Origin of the sequence: Arthrobacter sp. P2b (assembly GCF_900168295.1) — a bacterium.
Taxonomy (GTDB): domain Bacteria; phylum Actinomycetota; class Actinomycetes; order Actinomycetales; family Micrococcaceae; genus Arthrobacter.
In genome coordinates this window covers 41,369-62,278 of the sequence record NZ_FVZL01000019.1, presented here as the reverse complement: position 1 = coordinate 62,278, position 20,910 = coordinate 41,369, and the positions used below count along the sequence as shown (strand labels likewise).

Here is a 20,910-nt window from a genome sequence, read left to right as displayed (position 1 = left end):
TCTAGAACGTGGCGACGGATACCGGGTCCCGGAAGAAGCCCCGGCGCGGGCTGCGCCGGGCCGGGATCGCCGCGCTCATCGTCCTGGCGCTGGTCCTGGTGTCCACGGTGGTCAACCTGGTCCTGGAGTCCACGGAGAAAGCGGGCACGGCACCGTACGGTGAGCGGGTCGCGGTGAGCGGGGGCAGCCTGAACGTGGTCCGGAACGGGGACCAGGGCCAGCCGATCGTCCTTCTGAGCGGCCTCGGAACCACGGCCCCCGGCCTCGACTTCGCTCCCTTGGTCCGGGAACTCGGCGGCTTCTACGCCATTGTTGTTGAGGGGTTCGGCTACGGCTACAGCGACCTCGAAGCCCCCGCACGGACCAACGAAAACATCAGCACCGAGCTTCACGACGCCCTGGCAAAGCTCCAGGTCCGGCCGCCCTACATCCTGGCAGGGCATTCCATCGCCGGTTTCTACATGCTGGATTACGCCAACCGGTACCCCGCGGAGGTGTCCGCCGTCGTCGGAATTGACGCGACCATTCCCAAGCCCGGGGACGGGCCGGTGGAAGACCCGGAGCCGGGCATCAACGTGGAGCGGGCACTGGCCGTCACCGGTGTGGTACGCGTGGTTGCGGCGCTCGCCCCGGGCTTCCTTGACCCGGACAGCGACGCCTATACCGCCGAGGAACTGCGCCGGATGCGCATGATGATGAGCTGGAACTACGGCAACCCCGCTGTCGCCGACGAATCAGCCCGGATTGCGAACAACGCGGCGGCCCTCCGGGGAGTCACCTACCCCGATGACCTCCCTGTCCTGGCCTTTGTTGCCGATGAAGGCTCCGATTCAACCGCAACCAAAACCGCAGCGGCCGAGAACCTGCTGAAGAACGTCCGGCGGCACCAGGTCGTTCCGATCGAGGGCGGCCACTACCTGCACTGGACCCAGTCCAAACGGATGGCGGACGAGATCCGGGCCTTCCTTGCCGCACCCGAATAAACGAAGCAACGCGGGGTCACTCAATGCCCTCCGCGGGCGGTTCATTGGGCAGGGAGTGACCCCGCGTTGCAGTGGTTAGAGCGGTTCCGGGCGCATCTTCACCGAGCGCAGGGAACGGATCAGCGCGACGGCGGTGATGGAGCCCGCCGCCATGATGGACGCCAGCACCACCATTTGGAACCGGCCCGCCTCGAGGGGTGACGCGCCGCCGAAGATCGCGCCTACGAACGCGCCAGGCAGGGTGACCAGGCCGGTTGTTTTGGTCTGGTCGATGGACGGGATCAGGGCCGCATGGACGGAGAAGCGGGCCTGGGCGAGGGCTGCGCGGTGCGGCTGCGCACCCAGTGCCAGCCAGCCTTCAACCTCGCTCCACTGGTCCCGCACAGCCTCGAAGAACCGGCGTCCGGCCAGCACGGCGATGCTCATGCAGTTGCCGATCACAATTCCGCCCACCGCCAGGACATACCGCGGCGTGAACTCTATCGCTCCGGTGCCGAACACCACGGCCAGGGTCACCAGGATGCCCAGCGCCATGGTTGCGGCCACTGCCGCGAACCGCCGCCAGGACCACGTGAGCCGGCGGGTCGCCGTCGCCACGGCCACCGTGAACATGACCAGCAGCGCCACCGCCACCCACAGCGGATCGTTGATGATGCCGCCCAGCACCAGGCTGATCAGGGCCAGCTGGGCAGCGCCGCGGAGGATGGCAACGGCCGGGGCAACGAACGACGGCGTCCGCGAGCCCCAGAGCACAGCCACCGTGAGTGCCACCAGGATGGCGAGGGCCACGAGGGTGGGCACCAGGGCGGCAAGGTCAGGCATCCTGCCAGCTTAATGGGGCCAACTGACCCGCACGAACCGGTGGTTGAGCCTCTCGAAACCCGGACAGGTTCAACCCCGGATCACGATCATCATCCGACTCTTCCGCGCTCGATTCACCGCTTGTAAGATGTGGACCGGAGAGCCGGGAAGCCTGGTCGGCCCGTATGCGGAAACGCTTGCGGCATGCCCCGGGCAGCCGCCTTGGGTGTGATAGCTGCGACCAAGGAACCGGCCATGACCACAGATGCAACTCCCGTCATCTCCACCAGCCAGCTTGTGAAGGACTTTGGGCGGACAACAGCGCTCGCGGGCCTGGACCTGTCCGTCAGGTCCGGAGAAGTCCACGGTTTCCTGGGACCCAACGGGGCAGGGAAGTCCACCACACTCCGAATCCTCCTGGGCCTGATCCGGCCAACCTCCGGAACGGCCCGGGTGTTCGGCATCGATCCCTGGGCTGAACCGGTGCGGGCACACCGGGATGTTGCCTATGTCCCCGGGGATGTCACGCTCTGGCCCAACCTGACCGGCGGCGAGGTCATTGACCTGCTCGCCGGGCTGCGCGGCGGCGCGGATGAAAACCTGCGCCGGCAGCTGATCGACGAGTTCGATTTCGATCCCCGGAAAAAGGCCCGGACCTACTCGAGGGGCAACCGGCAGAAGGCCGCCCTGATTGCGGCTTTTTCCCGCCCGGCCAGCCTCTACCTGCTGGATGAACCGAGCTCGGGCCTGGACCCGGTCATGGACGCGGTGTTCCGCCGGCACGTCCGCCGGGTCACCGCGGACGGGGCCACGGTGCTGCTGTCCAGCCACATCCTGGCCGAGGTGGAACAGCTGTGTAGCAGGGTGACCATCATCCGGTCCGGGGTGGCCGTGGAATCCGGGACCCTGGCCGAACTTCGGCACCTCACCCGCACCCGCTTCCGGGTCACGTCGCCGGCGTCGCCTGAGCTGCTGTCCACGTGGCGGGGCATCCACGACCTCCGCGTTGACGGTACAGCCATGGAGTTCGACGCCGATGCAGCCGACCTGGGCCATGTCCTGGAGGCCTTGGCTACAGCAGGCGTCACGGGCATCACGGCAGCACCGCCCTCCCTCGAGGAGCTGTTCATGCGCCACTACGGCGGGACTGCGGCTCCCGGGCGGGGGAGCCAAAAAGACCAGAAGAGCCAGGTCCTGTGATGCGCGCCGTTTTTCGGCTTGCCCTGCTCCAGGCCCGCAGGGACCGCGGAACCCTGGCCGCCTGGATCCTGGGCATCGCCGGCCTGGGATACGCGGCAGCCACCGCCGTCACCACGCAGTTCGGCGAAGACAACGAGCGGGCCGCCCTGATTTCCGTGGCCGCGGCAAGCCCGGCCTTCCTGTTCCTCCGGGGGCTCCCGGACGGCATCAGTTCCGGAGCGGTCACCTTCTTCCAGGGCTATTCCTTTACGGCCGTCCTGGCAGGGTTGATGAGTGCCTTCCTGGTGGTCCGGCATACGCGCGGGGACGAGGACCAGGGCCGGTTCGAGCTGGTAGGCTCCACCCGGGTCACCCGGGTGAGTTCCCTGTACGCCACCCTGCTTCTCGGCACCTGCGCCAACGTGGTCCTCGCACTGGCCGTTGCGGCAGGTTTCATCGGCGCCGGACTCCCGGCACAGGGATCATTCCTGGCGGGAATGGCTGTTGGCGCCGTGGGCCTGTTCTTCATGGCGGCCGCCGCGCTGGTGGCACAGGCCATGCCCTCCGCCCGAAGCGCGAACGGGACAGCGGCGGCGCTGGTGGGCGCCGCCTACCTGGTCCGCGGTGCCGGCGACGCGCTGGGGACCGCGGACCAATCGCTGCTGCATGTCACCGCAGCCTGGCCCTCCCTGTTGTCACCCATTGGCTGGGGACAGCGCATCCGGCCCTTCACCGAGGCGGACATGCTGCCGTTGCTGGTGATCGGCGCCGGGACAGCAGTCCTGGCAGGAGTGGCCGTGGCGCTCCGCAGGAGCAGGGACCTGGGGGCCAGCTATATCGCCGCGAACGAGTCGGGCCCGGACAGGGCGGGCGCCGGCCTGGCGTCGATGCTGGGCCTGGCATGGCGCCTGCAGCGTGGAGGCCTGGCCAGTTGGTGCATCATCTCCGCAGCGCTGGGGGCCGTGGCCGGCGGACTTGGCCCGGTGGTACGCGACGCACTGGAAGGAAACCCGTCCGTGGCGGAGCTGATGAGCCGCATCGTTCCCGGTGACGCGGGCCTCATCGACCTGTTTACCACGGCCATGCTGGGCATCAGCGGGGTCCTGGCAGCTGCCGCGGGTGTCGAGGCGGTGCTGCGGCTGCGGGCGGAAGAAGCGGAAGGGCGCGCCGAACTGCTCCTGGCCGTTCCGGCGTCGCGCCTTCGCTGGCTGGGCGGAACGCTTGCCGTCGCGGCAATCACGACGACGGCGGTCGCGGCCTCCGCAGGGGCCTCGGCGGCCGTCGTGCTGGCTTTGTCTCAGGCGGGCGGAAGCGGGCCGGGCACCGTGCTGGCAGCCGCACTGGCCCACATCCCGGCGGCACTCGTCTTTCCCGCCGTGACCGCGCTGGTGTTCGCCCTAGCATCCAGGTGGAGCAGCGCCGTCGGCTGGGGTGCGTTGGCTGTTGCCCTGGTCCTGGGACAGTTCGGGGAGCTGCTGGGCCTGCCAACCTGGCTGCAGGACCTCAGTCCGTTCCGGCACTCTTCGGCCATGCCCGTTGAGGCCTTCGACCCGGAGGGCGCCCTGCTGATGGCCGTCGTCGCCATCACCGCTTCGGCAGCAGCCGCCCGCCTGGTGCGGGAACGGGACCTGGCGGCTTAAGGGTGGTTGGGTCAGCCGAATTGACGGTGGTTGAGCTTGTCGAAACCCGGGGCTTCGACAAGCTCAACCACCGGTAAGGCCTCCTAGGCCATGGTGCTGAAACCCTCGGCGAGGTTCTTGGGGCCCTGGACGATGATCTGGTCGTCGTCGTAGAGGACCGTCTGCGCCGTGGTGTGGGTCCAGACGGTCCCCGGCCTCTTCACCGCAACGATCGTGATGCCGTACTTGTCCCGCATCCCAAGCACCCCCAGCGGCCGGTCCCGCGCTTCGGAGGGCGGTTGGGTGCGGATCATCACAAAGTCGTCCTCGAACTCCACGTAGTCCAGGATCGATCCGCGCACCAGGTGCGCCACCCGCTTGCCCATGTCGTGCTCGGGCCGGATGACGTTCTCGACGCCCAGCTGGCCCAGGATTTCGGCGTGCGGTTCGCTGATGGCTTTTGCCCAGATCTGCGGGTGCTTGAAGGTCAGCAGGCGCGAGGTGGTCAGGATGCTGGCCTCGAGGTCGGTGCCGATGCCCACCACCACGCGGTCGAACTCGTGGACGGAGAGCTGCCGCAGGACCTCCTCCTTCGTGGAGTCGGCCCGGACAACGTGGGTGAGCAGGCCGTTGTAGGACTGCACGATTTCCTCGTTGCTGTCGATGCCCAGCACGTCGGTTCCCTGGGCTTCAAGCTCCAGTGCCAGCGAACCACCGAACCGCCCCAGGCCGATCACGGCCACGGAATTCGCCTGCGCCACGCGCCCGGCTTTGCGGGAGAACAAGTCCTTAGCCAATGAGGGGCCTTTCCTTCGGGTATTCGTACATGATCGGTCGGCCGCGGACGGCGAGTGCGGTGCCAAGTGTGACAGGGCCGAGGCGGCCGATAAACATCAGCAGGATCAGGACCACCTGCCCGGCGGGCGGCATCGCGGCTGTGATGCCGGTGGACAGGCCCACCGTGGCGAACGCGGAGACCACTTCGAAGAGGATCCGCTCCTGCCCGAAATCCGTGATCAGCATCAGGAACATCGTGGAGCCCGTCACCAGGGCGATGGCCAGGAGCACCACGGTGATGGCCTGCCGGTGCACGGCGCGAGAGAGCCGCTTGCCGAAGATGTTCACCGCGGTGCCGCCGCGCAGCTCAGTGGCCAGGATGAAGAACAGGACGGCGAACGTGGTGATCTTCAGGCCGCCGGCGGTTCCGGCAGGCCCGCCGCCGATGAACATCAGGATGTCCATGCCCATCCAGGACACGGGGTGCATCTGCGCGATGTCGATGCTGTTGAACCCGGCCGTGCGGGTGATGACGGACTGGAAGAACCCGCCCAGGATGCGGTCGCCGGGCGGGAGCCCGCCCAGGGTGGCGGGATTGGTCCACTCGGCGGCGGTGAGGAAGGCCGTGCCGCCGGCGAGCAGCACGGCGCTGCCCACCAGGACCAGTTTGGTGTTCATGCTCCAGAAGACGGGCCGGTACTGGCGCCGCAGCTCGAACAGGACGGGAAAGCCGAGCCCGCCGATGATCACTCCGGCGGCGATCGGCAGGCAGATCCAGGGGTCGCTGACGAAGCCCATGAGGTTGTCCGAGTACAGCGCGAAGCCGGCGTTGTTGAACGCGGAAATGGAGTGGAAAACCCCGTGCCAGAGCGCCTCCCAGGGCTGGTAGCCGTAGCCCAGCATGAAGCGCAGCATGAGGATCAGGGTCAGTGCGGTTTCAACGATGACCGTAATGAGGAAAACGCCCAGCAGGACGCGGCGCACGTCGCCAAAGCCGTGGCTTTTGGTTTCGGCGGCGGCCAGCATCCGCGAGCGCAGGCCCAGCCGGCGGGCCATCAGCACTCCCAGGAGGGTGCCGAAGGACATCACTCCGAACCCGCCGATCTGGATCAGGGCCAGGATGACGGCCTGCCCGAATCCGCTCCAGAACACCGGGGTGTCCACGGTGACCAGGCCGGTGACGCAAACCGCGGACGTGGCCGTGAACAGCGCCTCTAGCAGCGACGCGCCGCCCTCGCCGGCCTTGGCCACCGGCAGCATGAGCAGGCCGGTGCCCGCGGCGATCGCCAGCGCGAAGCCGACCGCAATCACCTGGGCGGGGTGCCGGGGTACCAGGCGCCGGACTAGCCGTTGCAGGGTGGACAGCTGCCGCTCCTGGAAGGCTGCGGCGGACCGGCCGTAGCCGGAAAGGACCGTACTTGGCTTTCGTCTCCGGCGGCGCGGGGCAGGGCTTCGCTGGTAAGCCTTCAGGTGCATAGGCGTCACGTTAGCACCACAGCGGACGACGCCGGCGCCACCGTCAGCGGTCAGTGACGACCGCTGCCGTCCCCGGTGGTTGAGCCTGTCGAAACTACCGGGTTACTGCGGGGCTTCTTCGCCGCTGCCGTTTTCCTCCTGCTCGTCATGAGGATCTTGCTTGTGGCGGGCTTCCTGGAGGTGGTGTTCCAGCTTCTCCTCGGCGTCGCGGCGGCGCTGGCCAACGGTGCGCATTTGTTGCGTGGTCGGAGACGTGTGGGCGTGCAGGTGCTGCCCGTGGGTCCCCTCGTTGCCGCTCATATTGTTGTTCATGAGGAAATCCTTGCACTGCGGGTCTGCGTCAGGAAGACCTGCATTTTTGGCACCCATCCGGCTGGTTCCCGGCTCCGAACTACTTGCGAGGTTCTGTTGCCGCGCGCTGCCGCACGGCAACTGGAGCCCGGGTCCGTGGGTTCTTAGCAGGAGGTTTACAGATATGAGTGTGCCGAATTGCAGCCGTTTCCTTGTGGAATGCATCACCTGCTGCCCGGACAAGCAGCCGGGCCTGCGCGAGGACGAGGTGTACGGGCTGTACCTGAGCTGGTGTTTCCTCAATGGCGAGGAGCCAATTGCCAGCGCTTCACTGTGGATCGCCATGCGCCGGCAAACCCGCGTTGAGCCGTACGTCCGCGGCGGCCAGCTGGTGTGGCCGGGGCTGTCGATGACCGGTCCTGCGGCATTGGACTACATTTTGTCGAGCCAGCCGAGTTTGGTGTAACCCCAGGGCTGCCCGAAGGAAAAGCAAAGAAGGCCGGGCTGGATCCGAAGTGTTCGGATCCGGCCCGGCCTTTGTAGTAACGCCCGGTATTACCGCAGTTCGATGTCCAGCGTCTGGAAGTCGTCGGCGGCGTGGCGGCCCACCAGCAGGCGGAACGTGCCCTGCTCAAATTGCCAGCCGCCGTCGTAATGTCCAAAGGACCGTGCCGGTATCCGCACTTCCACGCTTTCCGTACCTCCCGGCGCCAGATGCGTTCCCGCGTAGCCGGCGAGCCAGCGGACGGGGCGCTCCACGGCGGAGCCGGGGCGGTCCAGGTACACCTGCACCGTTTCACGGCCGGTGCGCTTGCCGGTGTTGCGGACCGGTACGTGCACCACGACGTCCTGGCCGGCGGTCACGTACTGGGGCGCGTGGGCTGTTCCCAGTTCGAAGGTGGTGTAGCCCATGCCGAAGCCGAACGGGAGGGCAGGGGCGGCACCGCCGGCAGCTTCCTGCTTGAGCCAGGCGCGGTAGCCAACGTGGATGCCTTCGGAGTAGACCACCTTGCCGTCCACCGGTGTGGTGTTCAGTACCGGAACGTCTTCCAGGGATGCGGGCCAGGTGGTGGGCAGGCGGCCGCCTGGCTCCTCGACGCCGAGGAGGATGTCCGCGATGGCACGGCCGAATTCCTGGCCGCCGAACCAGCCGAGCAGGACGGCTCCCACCTTGTCGAGCCATGGCATCAGGACCGGTGAGCCGGAATTGACCACCACGACGGTACGCGGGTTGACCGCGGCAACAGCTTCGACCAGTTGGTTCTGCAGGCCGGGAAGGTCAAGGTCCTTGCGGTCAAAGCCCTCGGACTCGATCGCGGCGCTGGTTCCCACCACCACGATGGCAACGTCGGCGGCCTTTGCCGCTTCCACTGCCGCGTCAATATCGGCCTGGGGGTCCTCCACGACGGTTTCCTCGCCCAGGAGGATGGCGGTGAACGGGATGACCTGCTGCTTGGGCAGCTCGTAAACGGCTTCGATGCGTACCGCTTCGCCCGCAGCGGTTTCCACGGGGTGGACGGTCTTGGGCGGGTCGAAGAGGGCAGCGCCGAGCACGTCGGTGTCATCCTCGATCTCGCCGTTGAACACTTCCTCGCCCTGCAGCGACAGGCGGATGTAGCCCACCGTTCCCACGCCCAAGTGATGGATGCCCGCCGTGGGGGCAGTCCAGTCAGCTTCCATGCGGATGGCGGCGGCACCTTCCGGGATCCCGACGCCGAACCAGATGAGGTGGGACGCGAGCCGGTCTTCACCGGAGATTTCCGCACCGTCTTCGGACAGGAAGGTCACCCGCATGCCGGGAACGCCGGACACGGGGTTGTGCAGGGAGGTGCGCGGGAAGGCCTGCAGGCCTTCGGCTACCTTGGCTCCGCGGGCGTAGCTGACGCTGACGCCTTCCGGCAGGGCTTCACGCAGGCCCTCCAGGGGAGAGACCGTGTACTTGGGCATGACGGTGGCACTGCCGCCGCCCTGCGTGCGGGCTTCTTCGGCGTTGTGGCCGCTGACTGCAACACTGGCCAGTGCTGACGGGTCAAGGGGCAGGAGCCCGTCCTTGTTGCGGACCAGGACGGCGCCCCGGACCGCCACTTCACGGGCGACGGCGGCGGCGTCGAGGGCCGGCGGAAGGTCGGCCACAGCGGGGGAGACGCCTTCAAGCGAACCGACGCGGGCAGCCAGGCGGAGGATGCGGATGACTTTTTCCAGGATGGCGGCGCGGCTGACGCGGCCGTCCTCGACGGCTGCGAGCAGTTTGGATCCCCAGTGGCCTACCGGGCCGGGCATCTCGAGGTCCTGGTGGGCGTTGGCCGCCTCGACGGACCGGACGCCGGTCCAGTCCGAGACAACGACGCCGTCAAAGCCCCACTCGGTGGACAGCGGGGTCTTCAGGAGGTGGTTCTCGCTGGCCGTGGTCCCGTTGATGGAGTTGTAGGAGCTCATGACCAGCCAGGCGCGTGCCTCGGTGATGGCGTCTTCGAAGGCTGCGAGGTAGAGCTCGCGCAGCGGGCGCTCGTCCACCACGGAGTCGGCGGTGAAGCGGTCCGTTTCGGCCTCGTTGGCCAGGTAGTGCTTGGGTGTTGCCCCGACGCCCATGGACTGCACGCCGGCCACGTAGCCTGCGGCCAGGGTGGCGGTGAGCCGGGGGTCTTCGCTCATGCATTCGAAGTGCCTTCCGCCCAAGGGTGAGCGGTGCAGGTTGATGGTGGGGCCAAGTACGGCGTGGACGCCCTTGCGGCGGGCTTCCTGGCCCAGGACCTGGCCGTAGCGGCGGGCGACGTCCACGCTCCAGGTGGCGGACAGGGCGGACGACGACGGCAGGGAGACGGAGTCGTGCCGCTCGTCGAAGTCTTCACCACGGACCCCCGAGGGACCGTCCGAGAGGACGACGCGGGAAAGGCCGATGGAAGGAAGGGCGTGCGTTGCCCAGACATCCGCGCCGGTCAGGAGCTGGATCTGCTGTTCAAGGGGAAGGCTTTCGGCCAGTTCGCGGATGCGTGCTTCAGCGTCGGGCGAACCGGCGGCCGGGGCGGTTACGGCAGGGGAGAGGGTGGGGTTCATCTATTTGACTCCTTTGATGCGGGTGACGAGGACGGCGCCGATGATGCCGACGACGGCCCCGCCAATGAAGAGTGCGGGGTAACCGCCGAGCGTGATGACGGGGAACGCGATGGCCGGCACCAGGGACTGGGGCAGTGCCTGGGCGATGTTGAAGACTCCAAAGGTTTTCGCGTTCTCGCTCTGGTCTTTGGGCAGCAGGTCGGTGATGAGGGCAACGTCCACGGCTCCGAAGCAGCCAAGGCCGAGGCCGGTGATGGCCTGTCCGACCAGGACCTGGTTGGTGGTGGTGCTGGTGGCGATGACGATCAGGCCGAGCATCACGATGATTGCCGAGGCGATGACCATTGCCTTGCGCTTGCCGATGCGGTCGCTGATCCAGCCTCCGGCGAGGCTGGTGAGGACGGTGCCGGCGGAGTTGACCAGGGTTGCCTGGAAGACCAGGGCGGTGACATCCGATTCGGCGACCTTGAGGTGGTCGATGAAGAAGTACGGCAGGTACAGCAGGCCCGCGCAGTATCCGATGTACACCAGGAACTTGGTGAACCAGGCCCACCCCAGTCCGGGGTTGGTGCGGGGGTTGAAGTAGAACGAGCCCGCGATCTCCTTCAGGTTCAGCGGGGCAGGCTTCTCGGTCAGGACCCGGTCTTTGAACGTGAAGGCAAAGGCGATGGCCACCACGGTGCCGATGATGCCGGGCACCACCGCCATCTGCAGCGCGTTATCGAACAGCTGTGCAAGGAACGCGGCGGCAACCAGGCCGAGGGGAAGCGTCATGCCAATCAGGCCGGAGAGACGGCCGCGTTCGGTGGGGCCGGCCTGGTCAGGAAGCGTGGCAACCAGGGCGGAAAGGGCGGCATTGAAGCTGAGCTGCGTAAACAGCCAGGCAACCAGCACCCCGGTGACGTCGGTGGCAGAGCCCAGGAAGAACAGCGACACGAGCCCGACTAGGGAACCGCCAACAATCCAGGGCTTGCGCATACCGAACCGGGATGTGGTGCGGTCGCTCAGCCTCCCGAAGAACGGGTTGGCCAGCAGCGCTGCCAGGGCGCCGACGCCCGCAACCAAGCTCAGGGCTCCTGCCCGGGTTTCCGGAGTGGTGATCTCGGAAACCTTGATGGCCAGCACCACAAGCGCCGGAGCCAGCACAGCCATCCAGAGCCCGGCGCTGGCGATGGGCATGCCGATGACGTAGGCGCGCGGTGCCTTGACGGGTGAGGGGGCGCCGGTTCCGGCGGCGGTGTCTGCTGTGCTGCTGCCCAAGGCACCGCTGGCCGGAGATGCAGCGGGATCTTGGGAAATGGTCATATCGGCCACATTGCCTCCTGATGAAAGCGACCCTCCGTTGGGCCGTGAAAAGGATCATATACACAAAAACCAAGTAAGACTAGGTTTTCAGGAGGGGCGCTTGAAATAAACTGTCGTGATGCCAACATCAAAGCCGCGTGGCCAGTACGCCAAAGGAGCGGAGCGCCGGGAGCAGATCATCCAGACAGCAACGGATGTCTTCGCCACTGAAGGCTTTGAGGGTGCGGCGCTGAAGCGGGTGGCCGAGCTCGTAGGGGTGAAGGAAGCCACTCTGTTCCACTACTTCAGGGGCAAGCAGGAGCTGCTCACTGCCGTCCTGTCCGAGCGGGACCGGCGGGTCCTTAGTACCGCCGATGACGCCAAGACAGGACTGAGGCTGCTCGCGCCCGTCGCGGAACGGAACCGCAACGAGCCTGGACTCACCACGCTTTACGCCGTGGCCTCAGCGACGGCCAGCGATCCCGGGCACGACTCACACCCGTATTTCGAAGACCGCTACGCCATGCTTGTGGCGGAGCTGGGCGAGGACATCCAACGCCGCCAGGAATCGGGTGAAGTGCGCAACGACGTTCCCGCGCAGGCCCTCGCGAGGCTGGTCATCGCAGCCTTTGACGGACTGCAACTGCAATGGCTCTACGACAAGAATGTCGACATGGCCGGCGGCCTGACGCAACTCACCGACATCCTCATGAAGCCGCCCTCAAAGGACAGATGAAGGCATATCCCGGTTCGGCAGGGGGGCATCCCGCCGGGGGATGCAGTTTCAAAGGAAGTGGGACACCCCCTGGGGTGAAAAATGGTGCCTCGGGCACGGCGCTAAAGCATCATGAGGACGAAACCGGCGATCGCGCTTGCCATGCCCACGCCGGTCAGTACCAGGCCCAGGACGGTGGCGGTGTTGTCGTACCTTGGGGGTTCCAGCCGCCAGCGTGTGGGGTGGCAGATGTCGTAGTGCAGGACCGCTACGTGTCCGGCCTGAAGTTCCGGTGCCTGTTCGGGCTCCAAAAGGCCCCTGCGGGAGGTGCTGGTGTTGTCGGTCCATTGCAGTCCCCGGTACCGTCCGGCGGTAAAAACTTCACCGTCGGCGGTGGACCAGTTGCACCGGCGCTTGCGGATGATCCAGCCGATGATCAGAAGCGGCACGCCCGGTACGACCCCGACCCAGGTCATCAGCTCCAGGATGGGGCCCAGGAATTCCGTGGGGCTGGCCATGGAGCGATCATATCGTCAGGGCACACGGGGTGAATGGGTAATCCGGGTTGTGGAAGGAAGCGAGGGGCCGACCAGACTTCAGCTGGAGATGGTGGTAAGCGCCAGACCAACAACGGCACAGAGGACGCCGGCTCCGGTCAGGATCCAGCCCAGAACGAGAAGCGGGTTCTGCTGCCGCGGAGGATACATGGACCAGTGGGCAGGGTGGCAGGTGTCGTAGTAGAAGACGATGAACGTTCCGGCAGTCACCTTCGCGGCTTCATCAGCCGGCAGCAGGATGAGACGGGATGTTGCCTCGTCCTTGGGTCTCCACTGGAGGGCTTTGTAGGCACCTGCGGTGACGACTTCGCCCGCGGCCTGGGCCCAGGGGCATTGTTTTTTGGCGATGATCAGGCCCGCGATGATCAAGGGGATGCCGGGGACGATACCGATCCAGGTCATGAGTTCCAGGATGGGACCCAGTAAGTCAGCGGAAAAGGGCATTGTGCTCCAGACCGGTCATGCCCGGCAGCAGTGTTGTTACCGCTGCCGGGCACGAAAGCAAGGGTGACTGTCAGGCGCTGGTGGCGTCCTGGACTTCACCCACGAGTTCTTCGATGATGTCCTCGAGGAATAGGACACCGGTGGTGTTGCCGTGGGCGTCGAACACCCGGGCCACGTGGGCGCCGGTGCGCCGCATCGTGGCCAGTGCGTCCTCGAGCTCGCCTCCGCTGAAGGCGGAGGCGAGGCGGCGGATCCGCTTTGCCGGAACGGGCTGGGTAAACTTCTCCGGCGTCACCAGGTCCATCACATCCTTGAGGTGCAGGTAGCCGGAGGGGACGCCGGCCTCATCGGTGAGGATGTACCGGGAGTAGCCGTGTTGGGCCACGGCGCGCTGGATGTCCGCCGGGGTGGCGGAGGCGGGCAGGAGCACCATCTCGCTGATGGGTACCTCCACGTCCGCTACTGTCTTGGCGGTGAACTCGAACGCGGCCGTCAACGTGCCGCTGGCGTCGCTGAGCATGCCGTCGCGTGTGGATTGCTCCACGATGTTGGCCACCTCGTCCAGGGTGTAGGCGCTGGTGGCTTCGTCCTTGGGCTCCACCTTGAACAGCCGCAGGATCGAGTTGGCGATGCCGTTCAGGGTCCAGATCACCGGCTTGACCACCCGGGAGACCATCACCAGCGGCGGGGCCAGGATCAACGCCGCACGGGTGGGCACGGAGAAGGAGATGTTCTTGGGGACCATCTCGCCCAGGACCACGTGCAGGAAGGTCACCAGCAGCAGGGCAATGACGAACGCGATGATGCTGATGGCCTCGTAGGACAGGGAGGTCAGGCCCAGCGGGATTTCCAGCAAGTGGTGGATGGCCGGTTCGGAGACGTTCAGGATCACCAGCGAACACACCGTGATGCCCAGCTGGCTGGTGGCCAGCATGAGGGTGGCGTGCTCCATGGCCCACAGCGTGGTCTTCGCGGCTTTGCTGCCGGCCTCGGCCTTGGGTTCGATCTGGGAACGGCGGGCGGAAATCACGGCGAACTCGGCGCCCACGAAGAACGCGTTGACCACCAGGAGCACCACCAGCCAGATAATGCCGGGAAGGTATTCACTCATGGGTCAGCTCCGAGGTGAGATTGTCGATGATGCGGTCATGGGCGCTCTGGGGCGGTTCCTGCGTCTCGTCCGGGGTGAAGCGGATCCGCTCCACATGCGTGCCCAGGACGCGCTCCACACGCAGGGTCCCGCCGTCGATCTGCACTTCATCGCCGAGTTCGGGGATGCGGTCCAGCTGGTCAGAGACGAACCCGGCGATGGTGTCGTAGTCCTCGTCATCCGGGACGGTGATGCCGGTCCGGTCCAGCAACTCGTCCGGCCGCAGCGACGCATCAAAGGTGATGGACCGGCCAATACGGACCACGCCGGCGCGCGCCCGGTCGTGCTCGTCCTCGAGTTCGCCCACAATCTCTTCCACGAGGTCCTCAAGCGTGACGATGCCCGCGGTGCCGCCGTGCTCGTCGGAGACGATCGCCACCTGGAGCCCCTGCTTGCGGAGCAGGACCAGCAGCGTGTCGACCCCCATCGACTCGGGCACCCTCAGGGGTTCGATCATCAGCTCTGACGCGGTGACGCGGGCACGGTCTTCCAGGGCCACGGCGAAGGCCTGCTTGACGTGCAGGACGCCCAGGACGTCGTCGCGGTCTTCTCCAATGACGGGGAACCGGGAGTAGCCGGTGGTGGTGGCCAGGGCGATAATCTCTTCGGCCGTGTCATCGTCGTTAACGGCAGTCATGCGCACGCGCGGCGTCAGGACGTCCGCGGCGGAGTGTTCGGAGAAGCGCAGGGTGCGGTGCAGCAGGACTGCGTGGTCGGCGTCGAGCACGCCTTCCAGGGCAGAGCGCCGCACCAAGGAGCTGAGTTCCTCGGCGCTGCGGGCGCCGGACAGTTCTTCCTTGGGTTCGATGCCGAAGGACCGGATGATCGCGTTCGCGGTGTTGTTGAACAGCAGGATCACGGGTTTGAACACGGCGGTGAAGAGCGCTTGGAACGGCACCACCACCTTCGCCGTCGCCAAGGGCAGCGCGAGGGCGAAGTTCTTGGGGACCAGCTCGCCGATCACCATCGAGAAGATGGTGGCAAGGAAAATGCCGACAACGGAACCCACCGCGGGCACGGCGCCTTCAGGAAGTCCGGCGGCGAGCAGGGGGCCGCTGAGCATCCGGCTGATGGCAGGTTCGAAGGTGTAGCCGGTCAGCAGCGTGGTGAGCGTGATGCCCAGCTGCGCACCGGAGAGGTGCGTCGAGGTGATCTTGAGGGCCTTGATGGTGGGCCCAAGGCGCTTTTCGCCGCGCGACTGGCGGGCTTCAAGATCGCCGCGGTCAAGGTTGACCAGCGCGAACTCGGAAGCAACAAAGAAACCGGTACCGACCGTCAGGACAAGGCCGATACCGAGCATGATCCATTCATACATTCGGGCGCCCCTCTCCCGTGGTGGCCGGTGAACCGGTCAGAAGGTGGAGGGGCCAGGGCATATGTGAAGGAGGGTCATCCATAATGCTTCCACTTTACGCGGTGCCAACTCTCGGCCGGGCCGTGTGCGCCGTGGGCGAACTCCTGGCATCCACGACCGAAACAGGTAGCGCCGGTGTGGGCCGCCGGGGCCACGTCAACGCTTAGTCCCTGTTCCGCTGCTTTTCAGCTTCCTCCTGGGCTTCCTTGCGTTGCTTTTCGGCCTCCTTTTGCGCCTCCTCGCGCTGCTTCTCGGCCTCTTTTTGCGCCTCTTCGAGCCGTTCCTGTTCGTCCTTGGTCAGCGGCCGATCGGTTGCGGGGGGCGTTGGCGCCGGCGCCAGGGCTGCTTCCAGGTCGCTCCTGATCGTGCTGATGGCCGCCTCGATCCGGGCCTTCCGCTGCTGCGAGACCTTGCCCTGCTCCGCAGCGGCTGCCACGTCCTGGTTCAGCTGCTGCAGCTCCGCCAGCGCGGACGGGAAGTCCTGTGCCGCAGCCAGTTCCTTTGCCGAGGCCACGCGCGTCTGCAGCTGGCCGGCCACCGCAGTGTCCAGGTCGGGCGCAGGGGAGCACCCGCCCAGCAACGCCACGCCAAGGCAGGCGCCAAGGACAGCGGTTGTCAGCTTTCGGCGGGGATGGCAGTTCATGGCCTGACGCTTTCTTCGAGTTCCTTGAAGTGCTCGCCCAGCTGCCCGGGGATGGCCGGCCCGGGATCCACCGGCGCGGGTGTCGGCCGCTGGAGGGACGTCAGCAGGACCGCCCCGAGGATGAGAACGACGACGGCGGCCGCGGCCAGGATCCACAGGCGGCGGCGCCGCAGGGGGCCGGGTTTGTCCCCGGGACGCTTCCGGGCAGGCTTCGGGTGTGCGGAGGCAGGTGCCCGCGCCGGCATATGTGGGGCAGGCTGCCATGACGTGGCGTTGGTGGCCTGGCTGTCAGCGAGGACGGGCAGCCTGCTTCCCTGCGCGGCCGGGCTCCCCGCCACGCGGGTCCCGGCGTCACCGGCGTGCAGGACCCGGGTGGCCGGGTGGGACGGTGCGACGGCAGTATCGCCGGCTCCTTCCGCCGGCGGGTTCCAGCCCGCGGTTCCCAGCATCCTGGCGACGCCCGCCGCATCCGGCCTGTCCTGCGGGTCCAGGGAAGTCATGCCGGTCAGCAGCGATTTCCACTGCGGGCCAATGGAATCGGGAATATCCGGAAGCCGGGAGAGCCGTGCCACGGCGGCTTCCAGCGGAGGACCGGGGAAGGCCACCGTCCCGGTGAGGGCCTCCAGCAGCACCAGGCCCAGGGAGTAGATGTCCGCGGGCGGTCCCACCGTGTCCCCGCGGGCCTGCTCAGGACTCAAGTAGGCCGCTGTTCCCGGAACCATGTTGGTGGCGGTGAGGCGGGCGCCGTCGAGCATTCTTGCGATCCCGAAGTCGGCAAGCTTGGGCCGCAGCGGGGAGTCCGCCGCGTAGCGGGTCAGCAGGATGTTCGCGGGTTTTACGTCGCGGTGCACCACGCCGCGCTGGTGGATGTACTGGAGCGCTTCAGCCAGTTCGGCTCCTAGCCGCGCCGCTTCGGCCCCTGCCAGCGGCCCGGCTGCGAGATGGCGGCGAAGGTCGGTTCCGTTAACAAGTTCCATGACCAGGAAGGGCACTTCCCGGTGGCCGCGGAGCAGCGTGCCGGTGTCGAAAAGCGTGACCAGGCCGTGGTGGTTCAGCTGGGCGAGCATCCGGGCTTCCGCCTGCTGCCGGGCCAGTTCCTCCGGGTCGGTGACGTCCTCGCGGAAGATCTTCAGTGCCACCTGCCGATCAAGAACCAGGTCGGTCCCGCGGTAGACGCTGCCCATGCCGCCGTGGCCAAGGACTTCTTCCACTCGGTACCGCTCACGCAGGACGGTTCCCGCCAAGCCGGTGTGCGTCTCTTCGGTCATGGTCATTGCCTTCCGTCCAGCACCTACTGTAGCGATGCCTTGCCGGTTCAACCGCTCGCCAACCGTGCTGGGAGGCGTAGAGTTAGGTGCATACTTACGCACATGTGAACTCGAAAGGGTGTCGAATGCTGGACGTTCTGCGGAATGTGACCTACCGGCGGTTGTTCGCGGCGCAGGTGGTGGCGCTGCTGGGGACGGGGCTCCTCACAGTCGCGCTGGGCTTGCTCGCGTTCGACCTGGCAGGCAGCAACGCCGGCGCCGTCATGGGCACGGCCCTGCTGATCAAGATGCTGGCCTACGTGGGCTTCGCCCCGGTGATCAACGCCGTCGTGGCACGGTTGCCGAAGAAGCCCGTGCTGATCGGTGCCGACCTGGTCCGTGGAGCCATGGCGCTGTGCCTGCCGTTCATTACCGAAGCGTGGCAGATCTACGTGGTGGTGTTCCTGCTGCAGTCGGCATCGGCCACCTTCACGCCGGCGTTCCAGTCGCTGATTCCCACAGTGCTGAAGGAGGAACGGGACTACACGAGGGCCCTCTCCCTGTCCCGGCTCGCGTATGACATGGAAGCCCTGGTCAGCCCCGCCGCGGCAGCATTGCTGCTGACCGTCGTCAGCTACAACAACCTCTTCCTGGGCACCGTGTTCGGGTTCCTGTTCTCGGCGCTGATGGTCGCCGTAACCATCCTTCCGAAGATTGAGTCGACCGCTGCACCGGCAACATCGCTGTGGCACCGGACCACCCTCGGTGCCCGGATTTTCTGGCGGACCAGCCGGCTGCGGTCCCTGCTAGCCCTGAACGTGGTGGTCGCCGCACCCACCGCCATGGTCCTCGTCAACACCGTGGTCTACGTCCGTGACGTGCTCGGCCGCGCCGACGCAGACCTTGCACTGGCGCTGGCATCCTTCGGCGTCGGCTCCATGCTCGTTGCGTTGTTTGCACCCCGCGTCCTGGAGCGCTTCGGTGACCGCTCCGTGATGCTGACCGGCGCGGCCGCCATCCCCGCAGCACTGGCCGGTTGCGTGGCCGTGGTTGCCTTCGCCGCTCCCGAAGCAGGGTGGTGGTGGCTGCTGGGGCTGTGGTTCGTCCTTGGCGCGGGCAACTCAACCATCCTCACGCCGTCGTCCCGGCTGCTGCGGGACGCCTCCACGGAGGAGACCCGGCCCTATGTGTTCACCGCCCAGTTCTCGCTCTCACACGCCTGCTACATCATCGCCTACCCCCTTGCCGGCTGGGTGGGCGCTGCCGCCGGCCTCGGCTGGGCAGCAGTGGCGCTGACAATCCTTGCGATACTGGGTAGCGCAGGAGCCTTCCTGTCCTGGCCCCGGCACAGCAGCACGGAGGCAGGCCGGCCCGTTATCGAGGAGAAGCCCGTTGAGCAGCCAACCGAGCAGTCCTCCCAGCACCGGCACTGAAGAACCCTCGCTCGTCCATGCGGTCGCGCCCGGGGCGGAGCTGCTGGAAACGGCCGCCGGGACGCTGCGGATGCTGGCCGAACCCACCCGGCTGCACCTGCTCTGGCAGCTCGCCCAGGGTCCCAAGACGGTTACGGAACTCACGGCCGCAGCCGCGGCACCCCGTACCGTGGTGAGCCAGCATCTGGCCAAGCTGCGCCTCAGCGGATTGGTGGATACCCGCAAGGACGGCCGGCATGTCATTTACTCGCTGCACGACGGGCACTTGATTAGGCTGATCCAGGAAACCATCAACCACGCAGACCACCGCGTCACCGGCGAACCCGTCCACGTCTGACGCCGGCTCAGCGGCAACCTGGGGGCAGGCCCGCCCGCTCCGAGCATGAAAGGCAGGACCATGCCCGCACAGCAGCCCCTGCGCTTTCTGCGCTCCGGCGTGATCACGGGTTCCGGTGTTGGTCTTGCGGCTGCGGCGCACACCGCCGGGGGCGGGCACCTGCCCCCGGCTCCTGTCCTGCTCCTGCTGGCAGTCCTGGTCATGGCCCCGGTGATGCTGCTCTCCCGCCGCCGCTTCCGGCTGCCGATCATGGCCCTCATCCTCGGCGGGAGCCAGGCGGCCCTGCACTCGGCCTTCACCGCGCTCTCCGGACCGTCGGTGCACTGTGCCGGAACCGGCGTCGCCGCCCACGGCCACCATCGCGAAATCGCCATCCCCAGCTGCGCCGACACACCAGGTTCCGTCGAGGAGCTGACAGGTCACGCCCTGGCCGCGCTGCCCGCCCCGGCCATGCTGGCAGCGCACCTGCTCGCCATCGCCGCCACCGCCGTCGTCCTGGCCCGCGGAGAGGCCGCACTTTGGCAGCTTAAGGCGTGGCTCGCCCCGCTGGCCGCCATCCTGCACCCTGTCCGGCTGCCGGCCGCGTACCGGGTCTGCGCTCTGCCGAGAAAGGCCGTAATGACGCGGCAGACGGCAGTCCGCATTCCGCCGCGCCGCGGCCCGCCGGCTGCCTCCGGGCGGACATTGTCGGCCATCGGCACACCCGCCTAATCAGGCCGGGCCCCTTTACCTTCCCCGAATTACGTCCGACCAGCCCTCACGCCTGGCCGGACACAGTCCCTGAAAGGACAACCACCAATGAGCTTTCCCATCCGCCGCGTACTGACCTCAGGCGCCGCAGCCGCTGCCCTCGCCCTGGGCCTGTTGGCCGGTGCTGCGCCAGCCCAGGCCCACGATGCACTGGCGTCCACCAGCCCTGCCGCCGGTGAAACCGTCACCGCCAATCCCGGCAAAGTCTCCATCACCCTGACGAATGCACCGGACACCGGGCTTCCCGGTTCAAACATCATCACGGTCACCGCCCCCGACGGCCATGTGGTCAGCGAGGGTGACATCGCCGTCGATGGTGCAACCCTGAGCATCAACGCCGCCATCGACCACGACGGCGAACATACAGTTGAGTGGCGGGCAGTTTCCGCCGACGGGCACCCCATCGACGGCACCTTTACGTTCACCTACGCCGGAGCCGGGAGCCACGGCCCGGAGGAGACGTCGACGGCGGCCGCCACCACGGAACCATCACCCACCTCAGCTGTCACCTCAGCGGCCCCGAGCCCGGCGCCTGCCACCGAAAGCCCGGCAGCCGCGTCCGCAACATCCGGACAGGACAATACGGGCCTGTTCATCGGCATCGGCGCACTCTTGCTCCTCCTGGTCGCGGCCGGCGCATACTTCATCGGCCGCCGCGCCAAAGGTGGCACCGAGTAGCTCCCACTAGCTGCGTTGCCCCTGATAAGCCCGTCCGGCACTTCGCCGGGCGGGCTTATCTTTTTGGCTACCGGACGGATGTACCCGCACTGCCGCCTCAAACGTCTAAGCAGGTATGGCGAGGAAAAAATTCGAGTA

Annotated in this window: 21 protein-coding genes; 9 read left to right on the top strand and 12 right to left on the bottom strand. The window is 66.9% G+C overall.

Translation table 11 applies throughout. The features are described from left to right. Window positions 1-8: 8 nt before the first annotated feature. Entirely contained in the window at window positions 9-983 is a 975-nt protein-coding gene (locus B5520_RS19525) for an alpha/beta fold hydrolase (protein ID WP_079598727.1), read from the top strand. 75 nt (window positions 984-1,058) lie between these two features. On the opposite strand, the gene B5520_RS19520 is transcribed toward B5520_RS19525, so the two are convergent. Next, window positions 1,059-1,805: an ABC transporter permease gene (locus B5520_RS19520; RefSeq protein WP_079598726.1), complete on the bottom strand. Its 747-nt coding sequence runs from the start codon at window positions 1,803-1,805 to the stop codon at window positions 1,059-1,061. A gap of 234 nt (window positions 1,806-2,039) precedes the next feature. On the opposite strand from B5520_RS19520, the gene B5520_RS19515 reads away from it, so the two are divergent. Continuing rightward, window positions 2,040-2,984: an ABC transporter ATP-binding protein gene (locus tag B5520_RS19515; protein WP_079598725.1), complete on the top strand. Its 945-nt coding sequence runs from the start codon at window positions 2,040-2,042 to the stop codon at window positions 2,982-2,984. Further along, the gene (locus B5520_RS22550) at window positions 2,984-4,603 is read left to right on the top strand and encodes an ABC transporter permease (RefSeq protein WP_104443642.1); all 1,620 of its coding nucleotides are present in this window, start codon (window positions 2,984-2,986) and stop codon (window positions 4,601-4,603) included. The genes B5520_RS19515 and B5520_RS22550 overlap by 1 nt, the downstream gene beginning before the upstream one ends. Window positions 4,604-4,686: 83 nt before the next feature. Here the strand turns inward: B5520_RS22550 and B5520_RS19505 are convergent, their stop codons facing one another. The 3 genes from B5520_RS19505 to B5520_RS19495 form a co-directional block, all read right to left on the bottom strand. Further along, window positions 4,687-5,379 (bottom strand): potassium channel family protein, encoded by a 693-nt coding sequence (locus B5520_RS19505; protein WP_079598723.1) that lies wholly within the window; start codon window positions 5,377-5,379, stop codon window positions 4,687-4,689. Next, window positions 5,372-6,835, bottom strand: a complete 1,464-nt coding sequence (locus B5520_RS19500) for a TrkH family potassium uptake protein (protein WP_254865649.1) — start codon at window positions 6,833-6,835, stop codon at window positions 5,372-5,374. Before B5520_RS19500 ends, B5520_RS19505 begins: the two co-directional genes overlap by 8 nt. A gap of 102 nt (window positions 6,836-6,937) precedes the next feature. Further along, window positions 6,938-7,147 carry a hypothetical protein gene (locus tag B5520_RS19495; protein WP_079598751.1) on the bottom strand — a complete coding sequence of 70 codons (210 nt, stop codon included), beginning with the start codon at window positions 7,145-7,147 and terminating at the stop codon, window positions 6,938-6,940. A 163-nt stretch (window positions 7,148-7,310) separates the two neighbouring features. Between B5520_RS19495 and B5520_RS19490 the strand changes: the two genes are divergently transcribed. Further along, the gene (locus B5520_RS19490; RefSeq protein ID WP_079598722.1) at window positions 7,311-7,592 is read left to right on the top strand and encodes a hypothetical protein; all 282 of its coding nucleotides are present in this window, start codon (window positions 7,311-7,313) and stop codon (window positions 7,590-7,592) included. A gap of 89 nt (window positions 7,593-7,681) precedes the next feature. Here the strand turns inward: B5520_RS19490 and B5520_RS19485 are convergent, their stop codons facing one another. Beyond that, the gene (locus tag B5520_RS19485; RefSeq protein ID WP_079598721.1) at window positions 7,682-10,180 is read right to left on the bottom strand and encodes a beta-glucosidase family protein; all 2,499 of its coding nucleotides are present in this window, start codon (window positions 10,178-10,180) and stop codon (window positions 7,682-7,684) included. Beyond that, complete coding sequence (locus B5520_RS19480) at window positions 10,181-11,485, bottom strand: MFS transporter (RefSeq protein ID WP_079598720.1); 1,305 nt, start codon at window positions 11,483-11,485, stop codon at window positions 10,181-10,183. It lies immediately after the preceding gene. Window positions 11,486-11,603: 118 nt separating this feature from the next. Here B5520_RS19480 and B5520_RS19475 point away from each other — a divergent pair, with 118 nt between their 5' ends. Further along, window positions 11,604-12,200 carry a TetR/AcrR family transcriptional regulator gene (locus B5520_RS19475; RefSeq protein ID WP_079598719.1) on the top strand — a complete coding sequence of 199 codons (597 nt, stop codon included), beginning with the start codon at window positions 11,604-11,606 and terminating at the stop codon, window positions 12,198-12,200. Between the two features lie 101 nt (window positions 12,201-12,301). Here B5520_RS19475 and B5520_RS19470 read toward each other — a convergent pair whose 3' ends face one another. The 6 genes from B5520_RS19470 to B5520_RS19445 form a co-directional block, all read right to left on the bottom strand. After that, entirely contained in the window at window positions 12,302-12,697 is a 396-nt protein-coding gene (locus tag B5520_RS19470) for a hypothetical protein (RefSeq protein WP_079598718.1), read from the bottom strand. Between the two features lie 78 nt (window positions 12,698-12,775). Beyond that, window positions 12,776-13,138, bottom strand: coding sequence for a hypothetical protein (locus B5520_RS19465; RefSeq protein ID WP_139386277.1), 363 nt, complete (start codon window positions 13,136-13,138; stop codon window positions 12,776-12,778). A gap of 112 nt (window positions 13,139-13,250) precedes the next feature. Then, on the bottom strand, window positions 13,251-14,291 hold the full coding sequence (locus tag B5520_RS19460; protein ID WP_079598716.1) for a hemolysin family protein: 1,041 nt from the start codon (window positions 14,289-14,291) through the stop codon (window positions 13,251-13,253). Further along, window positions 14,284-15,645, bottom strand: coding sequence for a hemolysin family protein (locus B5520_RS19455; protein WP_079598715.1), 1,362 nt, complete (start codon window positions 15,643-15,645; stop codon window positions 14,284-14,286). Before B5520_RS19455 ends, B5520_RS19460 begins: the two co-directional genes overlap by 8 nt. A 202-nt stretch (window positions 15,646-15,847) precedes the next feature. Then, window positions 15,848-16,327 carry a hypothetical protein gene (locus tag B5520_RS19450; protein WP_079598714.1) on the bottom strand — a complete coding sequence of 160 codons (480 nt, stop codon included), beginning with the start codon at window positions 16,325-16,327 and terminating at the stop codon, window positions 15,848-15,850. Then, window positions 16,324-17,595: a serine/threonine-protein kinase gene (locus B5520_RS19445; RefSeq protein ID WP_079598750.1), complete on the bottom strand. Its 1,272-nt coding sequence runs from the start codon at window positions 17,593-17,595 to the stop codon at window positions 16,324-16,326. The genes B5520_RS19450 and B5520_RS19445 overlap by 4 nt, the downstream gene beginning before the upstream one ends. Before the next feature lie 125 nt (window positions 17,596-17,720). Between B5520_RS19445 and B5520_RS19440 the strand changes: the two genes are divergently transcribed. The 4 genes from B5520_RS19440 (at window position 17,721) to B5520_RS19425 (ending at window position 20,772) form a co-directional block, all read left to right on the top strand. Further along, window positions 17,721-19,007 carry an MFS transporter gene (locus tag B5520_RS19440; RefSeq protein ID WP_079598713.1) on the top strand — a complete coding sequence of 429 codons (1,287 nt, stop codon included), beginning with the start codon at window positions 17,721-17,723 and terminating at the stop codon, window positions 19,005-19,007. Continuing rightward, window positions 18,967-19,344: an ArsR/SmtB family transcription factor gene (locus B5520_RS19435; protein WP_079598712.1), complete on the top strand. Its 378-nt coding sequence runs from the start codon at window positions 18,967-18,969 to the stop codon at window positions 19,342-19,344. The genes B5520_RS19440 and B5520_RS19435 overlap by 41 nt, the downstream gene beginning before the upstream one ends. A gap of 60 nt (window positions 19,345-19,404) precedes the next feature. Beyond that, window positions 19,405-20,055, top strand: coding sequence for a hypothetical protein (locus B5520_RS19430; protein WP_079598711.1), 651 nt, complete (start codon window positions 19,405-19,407; stop codon window positions 20,053-20,055). 87 nt (window positions 20,056-20,142) lie between these two features. Then, a complete protein-coding gene (locus tag B5520_RS19425) occupies window positions 20,143-20,772 on the top strand; it encodes a copper resistance CopC family protein (RefSeq protein WP_079598710.1) in 630 nt (209 codons plus the stop codon). Window positions 20,773-20,910 lie beyond the last annotated feature (138 nt).